The organism is Faecalibacterium hattorii (assembly GCF_003287455.1).
In the GTDB taxonomy this organism is placed as follows: Bacteria; Bacillota; Clostridia; order Oscillospirales; family Ruminococcaceae; genus Faecalibacterium; species Faecalibacterium hattorii.
The window spans coordinates 1-13,353 of record NZ_PRLC01000010.1 but is presented as its reverse complement, the minus strand read 5'-3'; the positions used below and the strand labels follow the sequence as shown (position 1 = coordinate 13,353).

The window sequence follows — 13,353 nt, the reverse complement described above, 5'->3', positions numbered from 1 at the left end:
ATTTCAGGACGGCTGTTCGCAAACGATTTTCAGGGGTCAGCCAACCAGCGCCACAACGAGCTGGATGCCGACGCCGACGGCGGCACCGGCGGCCCATGTCAGGCCGGTGATGAAGAGGTTCTGCTTCCACGAGGGGTTGGCGCGCCACAGCACCGCCAGACCCACGCCCGCGCCGGTGCACAGGCCCGCCACAAGGCTGGAAAAGCGGAGGGCGCCCTCCACGTAGAGCTGGGTCAGCAGAACGCTGGCCGCACAGTTGGGAATGAGGCCCACCAGCGCGGAGAAGACCGGCTGGAAGAAGCCCATTTGGCCGAGGAAATCGGCGAAGACATCCTCGCCCACGCCCTCGACGATGAGGCCGAAGAGAACGCTGAACAGGAAGATGAAGGCGAAGATCTCCAGCGTATGCCGCAGAGCCGCCTGCCAGATGGGGCGCTGGTGGCCCTCCTCGTCGTCGTGGGTCTCGTGGCAGTCGATCTCGTCGGCATTGCCGGTATAGCCGCCGCGCAGGGATCTTGGCAGGACGCCGCGCAGGACGAAGTCCAGCACAAGGCCCACCGCAATGGCGTAGAGGACCTTGATGACCATCAACAGCACCAGCTTATCCCAGTAGGCGGGCATCGAGACCAGCAGCGGCACGGCTTCGTCGCTGGTGGCGAGGAAGACCGCGATCAGCGTGCCCAGCGAGATGACGCGGGACGCATAAAAGTTCGATGCAATGGCGGAAAATCCGCACTGGGGCACACAGCCCAGCAGCGCCGCCGGGATGGCACCCCACCGGCCGCTGCTCTCCAGCACCGCTTCGATGCGCTCGCCGTGGCGGTGCTCCACATATTCGATGAACAGGTAAGCCAAAAACAAGAACGGGAGCATCTTGACGGTATCCACAAAGCTCTCGCTCAATACATCCAAAAACAGTTCCATAACCGGGGTCTCCTTGCACCAGCACGGTGCTTCAGTTTTTTAAATTGCAAGTAGGTTGCGTTTTCATGCAAAGGAGATTATACACGGTTTGGAAGCAAATTGCAAGAGGAATTTGCCAAAAGATTGCAAATTTGTTTTAGCCAGCAAAAAAGTCCGCTTTCGCGGACTTTTTTGGCTGCTTAACCTTTCAGGGGCACAAATCCCACCAGATCCTTGACGACCTCGCCGCCGATGATGAGGCCGGCGACGGAGGGCACAAAGGCGTTGGAACCGGGGACCGAGCGGCGGACGGTGCACTTGCGCTGGGTGCCCGGCGGGCAGATGCAGTGATTCTTGCAGCTGATGGAATCATCCTCGATGGGGGTCATGGCGGGCTCCTTGGAATAGACGACCTTCAGGTGCTTGATCTTCCGCTTGCGGCACTCGGAGCGCATGACCTTGGCCAGCGGGCAGACGGAGGTCTTGTAGATGTCCGTCACCTCAAAGCGGGTGGGGTCCATCTTGTTGCCCGCGCCCATGGCGCAGATGATGGGGGTGCCCGCCTCCTTGGCCTTGACCACAAGGGCGATCTTGCCGGTGACGGTGTCGATGGCGTCCACCACATAGTCGTACTGGGTAAAGTCGAACTGATCCTGCGTTTCGGGGGTGAAGAAGGTCTTGTAAGTCGTGACCTTGATGTTGGGGTCGATGTCATGGATGCGCTGTTCCGCCACATCCACCTTGTACTGGCCCACCGTCTTGCGGGTGGCCACGATCTGACGGTTCAGGTTGGTCAGGCAGACCTTGTCGTCGTCGATGAGGTCCAGCGCACCCACACCGCTGCGGGCCAGCGCCTCCACGGTATAGCCGCCCACGCCGCCGATGCCAAACACTGCCACACGGGAACCGTGCAGCTTTTCCATTGCTTCCTTCCCCAGCAGCATCTGGGTGCGGGAATATTGATCCTGCATAAATACACTCCTTATTTTTCCACACTCTTGATCGTGCCGCCGCCAAGGACGACATCCCCCTGATACAGCACCACGGCCTGTCCCGCAGTGGGGGCGCGCTGAGGCTCATCGAATTCCAGCCGGAAGCCGTCCTCCCCCGCCGGGTAGACGGTGGCGGGCTGCTCGGTCTGGTGATACCGGGTGCGGGCCGTGACCCGCAGCGGCTCGGTCAGCGCCGGGATGGCGATCCAGTTCACCTCGTCGGCATACACGATGCGGTCGAACAGCAGCTCTTCCGGGCCGACGGTGACGGTGTTGGCCTCCATATCCTTGGCGCAGACGTAGACCGGCGCACCCATGGCAAGGCCAAGGCCCTTCCGTTGGCCGATGGTATACCGCACCGCGCCCTTGTGGGTGCCCACCTTCCGGCCCTCGGTATCGAGGAAGTCCCCGTCCGGGTAGTGCTTGCCGGTGAAATCCTCCATGAACTTCTCATAGTCGCCGTTCGGCACAAAGCAGATATCCTGACTGTCGTGCTTGCGGGCGTTGATGAAATGCTGCTGTTCGGCAATGGCGCGCACTTCGGTCTTGTGGAGTGCCCCCAGCGGCAGCCGCACATGGGCCAGTTGTTCCTGTGTCAGATTATAAAGCACATAGCTCTGATCTTTTCCTTCATCAAGGCCTTTTTTCAGCAGCCAGCGGCCAGTGGCCTCGCCCTGCTCGACGCGGGCGTAGTGGCCGGTGACGACATACTCCATCCCGTGCTCCTTCGCCCAGCGGAGCAGGTGGTCGAACTTCATATACTTGTTGCAGTCGATGCAGGGGTTGGGGGTGCCGCCCGCCTCATAGACCCGGATGAATTTTTCGATGATCTTCTCCCGGAAATCGGCGGTGAAATCCAGCACCTCATAGGGAATATCCATCGCATAGGCCACCTCGGCGGCGTCCTCGATATCCTTTTCCGAGCAGCAGGTGTGGAAGCCGGACTGACCCAGCGTCTCGTTCCGGGTGAGCCGCATGGTGATGCCGGTGCAGTCGTATCCCTTCTGCTGCATCAGCCACGCCGCCACCGAGCTGTCCACGCCGCCGCTCATGGCGATGAGGGCACCGGGACGGTTTGTCTGTATTGTCTCTGTCATTTTATTCCTCTTGCTCTAAAACATACTAAAACAGTAGTTATAATACTACCGCACGTTCTTTCTCTTGTCAAGACGCAGAAAATTGCGCCGCAGCGGCCAGCAGGGCCGCTTTCTCGTTGGGGAGGCGGCCGGTGATGACCTGCTCCAGCAGCCCTTCCAGCACCCGGCGCAGTCCCGGCCCCGGCGCGACGCCCGCCGCCATCAGGTCCCGGCCATTCACGGCCAGCTGGTTCACCCGGCAGCAGACGCTTTCGGCTTCCAGTTGCCGGGCCAGCGCCGCCTGTGCGGCAAAGTCCGCCGCCCTTTCCGGGCAGATCGCCCCGCAGAGCGCATCCATTTGTTCCACGGTGTGCAGGTCATACCGTCCCAAAATGCGCTTGGTCTGAATTTGCACAGACTCTTCCGCGGGGGTGTCCGAAGTTTTTCCGAAGACCGTCCGGTGGGTGGGACCCTGTTGCCGAAGGCAATAGGGCGGGCAATGGAATGGCCCGATTCGTGTCTGAGGAAGAAGCTTCGGACACTCCCGAACCAGCACTGTAACGTTTTCAGCCAGCGCATTGGAAACTTTGAGCCGCTTCAATGCGTCCCGCACACCGGCTTCTCCCAGCGGGCAGAGAAGCGCCGCCAGCCGGACGGGAAAGTGTTCCATGCCCGGCGTCAAAGCGTCGATGATACGGCAGATCTCAGGAAGCATTTCCAGATTCAGCTCCGGGAAGAGCACCGCCAGCACCGCCGGTTCCAGATAGGTGCCGGGCTTTGGTGCCGCCAGCAGACGGCTCAGCTCCTCGGCGATCCGCTCGGCGGACACGCAGTCCAGATGGCGGCTCAGCGCCTTGGCCGCCTCCCCGGTGGCCGGGTCGAGGGCGAAGCCGAACCGCGCCGCGAACCGGTAGAGCCGCAGGATGCGCAGGGCGTCCTCCTCGAACCGGCGCTCCGGCTCCCCCACGGCCCGGACGATGCCCGCCGCAAGGTCCGCCCGCCCGCCGAAGGGGTCGATGAGCCCCTCCTCGGCGCTGTAGGCCATGGCATTGATGGTAAAATCCCGCCGGGCAAGGTCTTCCTTCACGTCCGGCACAAAGTGCACCGCGTCCGGGTGGCGGCCATCCGAATAGGCACCTTCGGTGCGGAACGTCGTGGTCTCGTATAAATTTCCGTGGGATTTGATGGTCACGGTGCCGTGCTGCAAGCCGGTGGGGATGCAGTGCTCCTCCCCGAAGAGGGCCAGTACCTCGGCAGGGGTGGCGCTGGTGCACAGGTCCCAGTCGTGGGGGACAAGGCTCAGCAGACTGTCCCGGACGCAGCCGCCCACGGCGTAGGCCGCGTGGCCCGCTGCATGGAGACGGTCCAGCAGGGATGCCGCCCCCTCGTCCAGTGGGATGAAAATGGGTTCTGCTCTCATGAAGTTTCCTCGTCGTATTGCAAAATAATCTGTTTGCCGTCAAAACCGCACTCCACAGGCGGGAAGAGGGCTGCTGCAGCCGGGCGGGCCTCCTCCGGGTTGGTGATGATGGGCGAATAGTGGGTCAGCCACAGCCGCTTTGCCCCGGCCCGGGCCGCCAGCCCAGCGTCCTGCAAAAAGGTGCTGTGGCCGTACTGCTTCGCTTGGGCAAGATAGCTGTCGTCCGGGTAGGTGGCATCACAGAGGAGCAGGTCGGTGCCCTGCGCGGCCTGTTCCAGCCCGGTGCAGGGGGCGGTGTCGCCGGAGAAGACAACGCTCAGGCCTTTGCGCGGCGCTCCAAGGACCTGCGAAGGCTCGATGATCTTCCCGTTTTCCAGTGGGATGCTCTCACCCCGCTGCAGCAGCTTCCACTGCGGCACCGGGACGCCCAGCGCCTTGGCCTTGGCGGGGTCGAACCGGCCCGCGCGGGGCAGCTCCAGCCGGTAGCCCCGGCTGGGGACGCGGTGCTTGGTGGAGAAGGGCCGCAGCACGGCCCCCGCCGGCCAGCCCGCCGCCAGCGTTTCCAGCGGGATGGAGTCTGCCTCCGGCAGGACCGGCGCGACGCGCACCGGGTAGGGCAGCGGCCCGGTCAGCGCGTGGAGCGCCGCCCACACCGGGGCCATCCCCTCCGCCGGGCCGAAAAGGGTCAGCGGCTTTTCCCGGTTCTGGCAGCCCAGCGTCTGCAGCAGACCCGGCAAGCCGAAGATGTGGTCGCCATGGTAGTGGGTCAGGCAGATGGCGTCCAGCTTCATCAGGTTGACCCCGGCGCGGCGGGCCGCCGCTTGGGTGCCCTCGCCGCAGTCAAAGAGCAGACTGTGCCCCCCGCATTCGGCTGCCGCCGCCGTCAGGGCCCGGTCGGGCAGGGGCATGGTGGCCGCCGTGCCCAGCAGTGTAATGGTCAGCATAAAAACTCCTCCGTATCGTTCCCCTTTAGTGTACCACACTTCGCCGCCGCGCACAATCGGCCCCGGCGCGGCATAGGCTGGGGCAAGATCATCGCTTGGAAGGAGGGGCGTTTGATGCAGCGCAAACAAGGCTCCCGCCCGCATTCCCGCTTCCGGCTGGTCCCGCTGCTGCTGTTGAGCGCGGTGGTGCTGGCCGCGGCAGCCGGGCTGTTCAGCTGCGCGTACCATCCCCTGATGGCCGTGCGGGGGACGATGCTGTTCCTGCCGGGGGCGTGAAAATTTTTCCGTGAATATTAAGATGTACATGGTCAAGGTCAGCTATGAGCAGAAGCCCTTCCGCCGCGAAGTGATGCGCACCTATGGCGCTTCGGGCCGGCTTTCCTCTCAGGAGAGCCCTTGGCAGAACGGTTTCGTCTGCATAAAACGAAATAGGTGCATCGAGCAGGAACCTGCCGGTGCACCTATTTTTTATGTCAGTCTATTCAACCTTACCGCCACGTAGGGTTCGGGGAGCTTGAGCTCGTCCGCAAGGTCCTCCTCGGTGGTGTATTTGTCGCCCGCAAGGCCGACCACCACCGTGCAGACTGCGAACCGGCCGCTGGGGGAAAGGGCGGTGATCTTCGCCTCGCCGTCGGCCACGGCGGTCACAACGCCGTTGGTGTCCACAGTGGCGACGCCCGGATTGCTACTGACCCATGTGATCGGCACGCTGCCGCCGCTTTCCACGGCGACTGTGGCAGCAAGGGCCTCCTTGCTGCCCACAGTCCTGAGCAGCAGGTCGGTCTTGTTCAGCGTCACCTTGCCCACATCGGAGGTGACGGTTACGGCACAGCGCAGGGCCTGACCGTTGGAGGCAAAGGCCGTGATGGTGGCCGTGCCGGGGTTCTGGGCCGTGACATTGCCCTTATCATCCACCGAGGCGATGTTGGGGTCGCTGCTGCGCCACTGATAGACATAGATGAACGAGTGGTCGCTGTTCTGGAGCGTCAGCTGCTTGGACGGGTGCAGCTCGTTGTACTGCTGCACAAGGTTCAGGCTCGTCTCACTCAGGGCGGGCTTTTGGGCTTCGGCCTCCTCGCCCTTGCGGGTGACCGTCACCTTACAGGCCGCCCGCTCGCCGTGGTCGGAGATGGCCGTGATGGTAGCCGTGCCCACGCTGCGGGCCGTCACCTTGCCGTCACCGTCTACGGTGGCGACACTGGGGTTGCTGCTCATCCAGACGATGAAATAATAATCGCTCTGCCCGCCGGTGTACAGATACGCCTTGGGGCGCGGGTCGTCTGCGGTGATCTCCAGCTCCATCTCGGTCACTTCCAGTGCAAGCTTGGTGGAGCCGGTCTGTGCACTGGGTGCGGCGTAGGCCGTCAGGGGGGCCGCGGCCAGCATCGCCCCCAGCACCACTGCGCAGAGCGCCCGCCCCGCGTTGGAAACAGAAAACTTCATAGGGTCGAACGTCCCTCCTTTTTGGCTGCATTCATAGGATCCCGCAACTCGGTACGTTTTGCCGCATGATTCGGCTCACTTTCGATTCATTGTACACAGGATTCCGATTCTTTTCAAGCCGTTCGCCCGAAGAGTTCACAATTCGCGCCGCTTTTTGGTGGAACGTATAGTTTTTTTGTGGGAATTTTGTGCAAACTTCCGCCGGTCTTTTACGCCGGTTCCTTCGTATCATACTGGGCCTGTGCGTTCCACAGCTCGCCGTAGAGGCTGTCCGTGCCACTCCTCTCTGTATTCTTTGCTCAAATTATGACATACTGTTTGCCCGATTGCAACAAAAAGGCTGCCAAACTCCCTCTGTCGCCGCTTATGCGATGACACCGCCCTCATGGAGGGAGGCTTTCACAGCTTTCCCGTTACGCCAAGGCCCCCTCCCAGAGGGGGCTGGCACGGCAAAGCCGTGACTGGGGAGTTTGACAACCTTTTCCAAACTCTTAGTAGTTATGCTTCTTCAGCTCAAAATAGCTCTGGGGATGTGCGCAGACGGGGCACTTGAGGGGAGCAGACTTGCCGATGTAGGTATAGCCGCAGTTCCGGCACTGCCAGACCTGCTGCTCCTCGCGGGCAAAGACCTTGTTGTTCTTCAGGTTCTCGGCCAGCTCGCGGTAGCGCTCTTCGTGCTCCTTCTCGATCTGGGCCACCATGGTGAAGAGGGCGGCCAGCTGGGGGAAGCCCTCCTCCTTGGCCTCTTTCGCCATGCGGGGGTACATCTCAGTCCACTCGTCGTGCTCGCCGCCCGCTGCCATCTCAAGGCAGGTCATGGTGTCGGGCACAGAGCCGCCGTGCAGGGCCTTGAACCACATCTTAGCGTGCTCCTTTTCGTTGGCAGCGGTCTCTTCGAAGATTGCGGCCAGCTGCTCGTAGCCTTCCTTCTTTGCCACGCTAGCGAAGAAGGTGTACTTGTTCCGCGCTTGGCTCTCGCCCGCAAACGCTTCCCACAGGTTTTTCTCGGTCTTGGTGCCTTTCAGTTCCATATGCATACTCTCCTTATCAGAATGTGTGTATTGCGTCGCCGCCGGGGCAGATGCCGGGGCGTTCTTTCTGAGAATAGTATACCAGAACTCCCGCTCAAAATCAAGAACAGTTCCTATTTATTTTAAGAATCATTTTCAGTTATGCTGTTTCAGAGCGCAGACGGCAAGGCTGAGGGCACTCCATGCAGCCTGATACATCAGCACTGCCGCCACCGACAGCGTGCCGATGCTGCCCGCATAGGTCAGCAGGGCGCCAATGGCCACCGAGAACCAGACCGACACGAGCTGAACGGTGGTGGCCGTCGTCTCGGCATTCTGAGCCTGTTCGGCGGCACGCAGACCGCCGATGAGGCTGACGAAGCCCTTGTCGTGCAGCATACAGCAGCGGGCAGCGTTCTCCGGCTCGGAAGGGGCCGCCAGCGCTTCGCACTGATCCTGTTCCAGCAGGGTGATCATCCCCTCCGGCAGATGGTAGGCCTCAGTGATGTGCTTGGCGGTCAGGCTGGGGTCCTCGCAGGTGACGAGGAGGCGGATGTTCTCCCGCTGGAGCACTTCCAGCCCGCGGGCGGCGTTCCGGCCGCCGGTGTACCGCAGCACGAACATGGCGTGCAGACTGCCGGACACGGCCAGATACAAGATCTGCAACGAGCCGTTCTTGGAGTGCTCGTCCTCGTATTCCTTTTCGGGCACCGGGACGCCCTCCCGCTCCATGTAGGCGCGGTTGCCGATCAGGATGCGGTTGTTATCGCACCACGCCGCAAAGCCGAGGCCGTGGTGGACTTCCAGATCCTTGACCGGGTAGAGGATGTCCGTCCGGTCCTCGATGATCTGGCGGAACAGCCCACGCAGGGTCTCGCAGCTCTGGTTCAGGATGCTGGCCGCGTAGAGGATGGCCCGATCGATCCGGCCGCCCTTGAAGATGCGGATGTCTTCGAGGCTCACGCTATCGGTGGTGAAGAGCTCGTCGGCGTCCACCTGCACAGTGTCCACGCCGCCCAGCTCCTCAATGGCCGCCCAGCCGGGCACCACAGCACCGGCGGCGGCAGCGGTCTTCTGGAGCCGCAGGGAGGCAAGGCCCGCCACCAAGGTGGACGAGAGGGGGGCGCCCATGCAGAGCATGGCGGCTATGGCCGCAGCCATGCCGTTGAGCCCGCCGCCGAACAGCAGGAACACCAAGCCGCTGAGCACCGACGCACCCAGCAGGATGTATGCCGTCTTGCGGGCGCGGCGCTCGCTGGCCCGCTCGCCGAAGCTCTGCTCCACTAGCGCCTCGTCCCACTGAACGGGGCGGCTGAGCAGGACCCACGGGTCCTTCTGGTCGAGGCTGCGGGCCAGCACCCGGATCAGGTCTTTATCCTTGACCCGGAGCGCTCCCTGCAAGCCTTCGGGATCCTTGGTGGCGAGGTCATAGCCGTTCTGCACGGCAGCCAGCATCACCCGGCTGCCCAGCAGGGCCATGAACAGCCCCAGCGCCGCGATGCCGGAAAGCAGCGTCCAGCGGGAGTTCTGATAATTCTGGGCATTGAGCAGCGCGATGACGGCTTCCAGCGCCGCACCGCACGCCGCCAGCGCGGGCATCGTGTCCGCACTGGGGCGGTTCTCTTTTTTCAGGCCGCTCAGACCGTCCCGCAGGACGGGGTAAGCCACGGCCAGCGCCGCCGCCAGTATCAAGAGGTTCGCGGCGTAGAAAGCCGCCGGAGCCACCGCCGGGTCCAGCGAGGCGATAGGGGCCAGCAGCCCCGCCGCCACAAGACCGAAGTGGAGCAGCACCACGGCCAGAATGCCGCTGAGCACGCAGCGCAGGGTCAGCTCCGCGCCCATTTTATGCAGCTTGTCGCCCACCTGTTCGGGCGTTTCGGGGACCGCTTCCTCTTCGGGAGCCGCTTCTGCCGGGGCGTCCGGCGTTTCGGCGGGCGTTTCTGTGGAAGCCGGAGCAGCCGTTTCCGGCTTGGCCTCCGTTCCCGCCTCGGCTTCTGCTGCAGTCACCTCGATGGGGGCGGTATCGTCCATCCCGACCAGCGGGAGGCTCATGCTGTCGTCGATGCTGGGGGCCGTTTCACGGGTGGGGGCGGCAGGGGCGTTCTCGTCGTCGCCCACGCCGAAAAAGCGGAAGGGTTTCGTAGGCTCCTCCGGCTCGGCTTTGGGAGCTGCCGGGGCCGTGGCTGCAGCCTTTTCGGCCCGCGCGACGTCCTCGGCGAAGACCATCTTCGGCAGCGGCGGCTGGGCGGCCTTTTCCTCGTCCTCCAGCGCCTCCGTCTCCACGCCCAGCACTTCCTGCGGGGCGTTCTTCACCTCCATCGGCTTTTCAGCCTTGGCGGGCGGCGTCTCTGGGAAGAGCAGGGCCTTGAGCTCCTGCATCTCGCTCTGCTCTTTCTGCTCCTGCGGGGTCAGCGGGCCGCGCACATAGTTCTTTTCCAGCTTGGGTGCGGCGGGCTTCTCCGGCTTCGGGGCAGCGGGCGCGGCGGCCTTGGGGGCCGGGGCAGGTCTTGCTTCCGGCGCTGCCGGGGTCTGTGCGGGCGTTTCCGGGGCAAAGAAGTCTGCCGCCAATTCCAGATCCGCCTCCGGCTCTGCTGCCTCTTCCTCGCCGCCCAGCCGGATCTCCCCCGTCGGCGGCAGCTCCTGCGGCTGCGCCTTGGGTTCCTCTGCCGGCTCGGCAGCGGCTTCCTCCTTGGCCCGGCCAAGGAGGCGGCTCAGGATGCCGGGCTTTCCGGTATCCGGATTTTTCTGGTCGTCATCGCGGCGCTTCATCTCGTCTGGCACCTGCGCCACACTGGTGCTGAAAAAGGTACGGAATTTTTCTTCCTTTGCTGCAAGGTCCTCCGGGTGTGTATTCTCAAAGCCGTTCATGCGTTTGTCATTCTTCGGCATGCCTTATCCCTCCCTGCGAATCAATTGCGGTTCTGTCCGCGTTCTACTCTCCGGCGCGCTGGCTCTGGATCTCATACAGGATGATACCAGCCGCCACCGAGACGTTGAAGCTGTCCACGCCGGTGCCCTGTGCGGCCATATCCAGCCGCACCACGCCGTCGCAGAGCTTCTTCACCAGTTGCGAAACGCCGCTGCCCTCGCTGCCCAGCACCAGTGCGATGGGGCCGGTGAGGTTGTTCTTGCGCAGGGGCACGCCGTCCATGTCGGCACAGTACACGAAGACGCCCTGCTCCTTGAGGCGGCGGATGGTCTCGCCGATGTTGGCCACGCGGGCCACAGGCAGACGCTCCGCCGCACCGGCGCTGGACTTGATGACGGTGGGGGTCACGGATGCGCCGCCCCGCTTGGGGATGACGATGCCGTGGGCACCGCACAGCAGCGCCGAGCGCATCACCGCGCCCAGATTGTGCGGGTCCTCGATGCCGTCGCTCAGCACGAGGAAGGGCGGCTCGCCCTTCGCCTTGGCGGCAGCCAGCAAGTCTTCCACCGAGGCGTATTCGATCTCGCTGGCGAACGCCGCCACGCCCTGATGGCTCTCCGTGCCGGTCATCAGCCGCAGCTTATTGGGGTGCACCCGCTTGACGGTGGCACCGGCCTCTTTGGCCATGGCGGTAAAGTAGGCGGCCACAGCCGGGGCCATCCCCTCCGCCAGCAGCACGGTGTCCACGCCGGAGCCGCTCTTGAGCAGCTCGGTCACGGGATTTTTACCGTAAACGAGGCTCTCGCTCTTCTGCGGCTGCTCTCCGTCGTGGTCGCGGCGGGGGCGGCGCGGCATTTTCTGTTCGTCCATTGTGTTCTCCTTCCGTTTATGACAAGATGCACCCGGAACCGGCCGCATCCTCAGGATTTCATGGTTCAGCGAATTCGACAGGAATTCATCTTGAAGTATACCATAATATGCGGTTCTTTGCTATAGAATTCCCGGTTTTTTCTGCACCGGAATTTTGTCCGGGCAAAGTGTGGGCATTTTCTCTGTAATTTTTTCTTCGGCAAAAGTTTTCCACATTCGAGTCCATATACACTTTGTAAATCCCCTCGATCTTTTCCACATGTTGAAAAGTCCGTGGAAAATGTTCAAAAATCCAGTGCCCGCGCCTACTTTTCGGGTGGAATTCCACACTTTCCACCGGGTTTTCAACGGTTTTGATTTTTGCGGTGTGAAGCGCGCCGTACTTTTTGTAAATTTCAAGTCGGAAATATGACAGTTTTTTGAACAGCCCGTTCTCACATTTTGCTACAATCTCCAACATCATTTTGACGAATGTGAATCCGTGTTGAAAATTCGGATTGATTTTATCACTTGTTTGGGGTATACTAACCTTACAGGTTCGTTAAAGGATACGCAAAGTCGCATTCTCAAACGACTTTTCACCCCAATGATACTCAATTAGCGGAGGTAATGAATAATGTTGGTAAATGCAACCGAAATGTTGATCAAAGCACGTGATGGCCACTATGGTGTGCCTCAGTTCAACATCAACAATCTGGAGTGGACCAAGGCAGTCCTGACTGCTTGCGAAGAAATGAAGAGCCCCGTCATCCTCGGCGTCTCCGAGGGTGCTGGCAAGTACATGACCGGCTTCAAGACCGTTGCCGCCATGGTCAGCGCCATGGTCGATTCCATGGGCATCACGGTTCCCGTTGCTCTGCATCTGGACCACGGCACCTATGAGGGCTGCAAGGCCTGTGTCGAGGCTGGCTTCTCCTCCATCATGTTCGATGGCAGCCACTACTCCATCGAGGAGAACGTTGAGAAGACCAAGGAGCTGGTTGCTCTGGCACATTCCAAGGGCCTGAGCATCGAGGCCGAGGTCGGTTCCATCGGCGGCGTGGAGGACGGCGTCGTGGGTGCCGGCGAGATCGCAGACCCCGAGGAGTGTGCAAAGATCACCGCTCTGGGTATCGACTTCCTCGCAGCCGGCATCGGCAACATCCACGGTGTCTACCCGGCCAACTGGAAGGGTCTGGACTTCGAGGCTCTGGACCGCATCCACAAGGCCACCAATAACATTCCTCTGGTCCTGCACGGCGGCACCGGCATCCCCGACGAGATGATCGCAAAGGCCATCAGCCTCGGCGTCTCCAAGATCAACATCAACACCGAGTGCCAGCTGGTCTTCGCTGAGGCCACCCGCAAGTATATCGAGGCTGGCAAGGATCAGCAGGGCAAGGGCTTCGACCCCCGCAAGCTGCTGGCTCCCGGCGCTCAGGCCATCATTGACAAGTGCAAGGAGAAGATCGAGCTGTTCGGCTGCGCCGGCAAGGGCTAAGTCTTCCCACTCCACCAAAGAACAACACAGCGGCCCCGCTTACGTTGGAAGTCCAACGCGGCGGGGCCGCTTTTTGTGCGTCTGAAGATATTTTATAGGATTTCTTGTCCCGCAGCGCTGGAATAAGAACCGATACGAAACGGACCGGTTCCGAAATCCCTTCCAAGGTGCAACAAAAAACGCCTCAGGAGAAATCCTGAAGCGTTTCGTTCAAGTCGGCGACTACCTATTTTCACGCGCCGTTTCCAGCGAACTATCTTGGGCACGAGTGAGCTTAACTTCTGTGTTCGGAATGGGAACAGGTGGAACCTCACCGTCATCGTCACCGACCATATGACTGGTTCAG

At 61.8% G+C, this 13,353-nt stretch carries 12 protein-coding genes and 1 rRNA gene; 2 read left to right on the top strand and 11 right to left on the bottom strand.

The window, feature by feature from the left end; all coding sequences use genetic code 11:
• Positions 1 to 36 precede the first annotated feature (36 nt).
• From C4N23_RS07905 to C4N23_RS07885, 5 genes are all read right to left on the bottom strand, one after another.
• Complete coding sequence (locus tag C4N23_RS07905) at positions 37 to 924, bottom strand: putative manganese transporter (RefSeq protein ID WP_112145286.1); 888 nt, start codon at positions 922 to 924, stop codon at positions 37 to 39.
• Between the two features lie 179 nt (positions 925 to 1,103).
• Positions 1,104 to 1,874 (bottom strand): tRNA threonylcarbamoyladenosine dehydratase, encoded by a 771-nt coding sequence (locus tag C4N23_RS07900; protein ID WP_112145284.1) that lies wholly within the window; start codon positions 1,872 to 1,874, stop codon positions 1,104 to 1,106.
• An 11-nt stretch (positions 1,875 to 1,885) separates the two neighbouring features.
• Positions 1,886 to 2,992: a tRNA 2-thiouridine(34) synthase MnmA gene (gene mnmA, locus C4N23_RS07895; protein WP_112145282.1), complete on the bottom strand. Its 1,107-nt coding sequence runs from the start codon at positions 2,990 to 2,992 to the stop codon at positions 1,886 to 1,888.
• 67 nt (positions 2,993 to 3,059) lie between these two features.
• On the bottom strand, positions 3,060 to 4,391 hold the full coding sequence (locus C4N23_RS07890) for a CCA tRNA nucleotidyltransferase (RefSeq protein WP_242983754.1): 1,332 nt from the start codon (positions 4,389 to 4,391) through the stop codon (positions 3,060 to 3,062).
• Positions 4,388 to 5,335, bottom strand: a complete 948-nt coding sequence (locus C4N23_RS07885; RefSeq protein WP_112145279.1) for a ribonuclease Z — start codon at positions 5,333 to 5,335, stop codon at positions 4,388 to 4,390. Before C4N23_RS07885 ends, C4N23_RS07890 begins: the two co-directional genes overlap by 4 nt.
• Before the next feature lie 114 nt (positions 5,336 to 5,449).
• Here C4N23_RS07885 and C4N23_RS14030 point away from each other — a divergent pair, with 114 nt between their 5' ends.
• On the top strand, positions 5,450 to 5,611 hold the full coding sequence (locus tag C4N23_RS14030) for a hypothetical protein (RefSeq protein WP_155515291.1): 162 nt from the start codon (positions 5,450 to 5,452) through the stop codon (positions 5,609 to 5,611).
• 192 nt (positions 5,612 to 5,803) lie between these two features.
• Here C4N23_RS14030 and C4N23_RS07875 read toward each other — a convergent pair whose 3' ends face one another.
• The 5 genes from C4N23_RS07875 to C4N23_RS14025 all read right to left on the bottom strand — a co-directional run bounded on the left by C4N23_RS07875 (position 5,804) and on the right by C4N23_RS14025 (position 11,990).
• Positions 5,804 to 6,778, bottom strand: a complete 975-nt coding sequence (locus tag C4N23_RS07875; RefSeq protein ID WP_112145275.1) for an Ig-like domain-containing protein — start codon at positions 6,776 to 6,778, stop codon at positions 5,804 to 5,806.
• A 491-nt stretch (positions 6,779 to 7,269) separates the two neighbouring features.
• Positions 7,270 to 7,809: a rubrerythrin gene (gene rbr / locus C4N23_RS07870; protein ID WP_097840001.1), complete on the bottom strand. Its 540-nt coding sequence runs from the start codon at positions 7,807 to 7,809 to the stop codon at positions 7,270 to 7,272.
• 135 nt (positions 7,810 to 7,944) lie between these two features.
• On the bottom strand, positions 7,945 to 10,677 hold the full coding sequence (locus tag C4N23_RS07865) for an HAD family hydrolase (protein ID WP_112145273.1): 2,733 nt from the start codon (positions 10,675 to 10,677) through the stop codon (positions 7,945 to 7,947).
• 43 nt (positions 10,678 to 10,720) lie between these two features.
• Positions 10,721 to 11,527 (bottom strand): 23S rRNA (guanosine(2251)-2'-O)-methyltransferase RlmB, encoded by an 807-nt coding sequence (gene rlmB / locus C4N23_RS07860; protein ID WP_242983753.1) that lies wholly within the window; start codon positions 11,525 to 11,527, stop codon positions 10,721 to 10,723.
• A gap of 85 nt (positions 11,528 to 11,612) precedes the next feature.
• Complete coding sequence (locus C4N23_RS14025) at positions 11,613 to 11,990, bottom strand: hypothetical protein (protein ID WP_181567095.1); 378 nt, start codon at positions 11,988 to 11,990, stop codon at positions 11,613 to 11,615.
• A 153-nt stretch (positions 11,991 to 12,143) separates the two neighbouring features.
• On the opposite strand from C4N23_RS14025, the gene fba reads away from it, so the two are divergent.
• On the top strand, positions 12,144 to 13,007 hold the full coding sequence (gene fba, locus C4N23_RS07855) for a class II fructose-1,6-bisphosphate aldolase (RefSeq protein WP_055189543.1): 864 nt from the start codon (positions 12,144 to 12,146) through the stop codon (positions 13,005 to 13,007).
• 213 nt (positions 13,008 to 13,220) lie between these two features.
• On the opposite strand, the gene rrf is transcribed toward fba, so the two are convergent.
• Positions 13,221 to 13,337, bottom strand: a 5S ribosomal RNA gene (rrf, locus tag C4N23_RS07850).
• Positions 13,338 to 13,353: the final 16 nt, after the last annotated feature.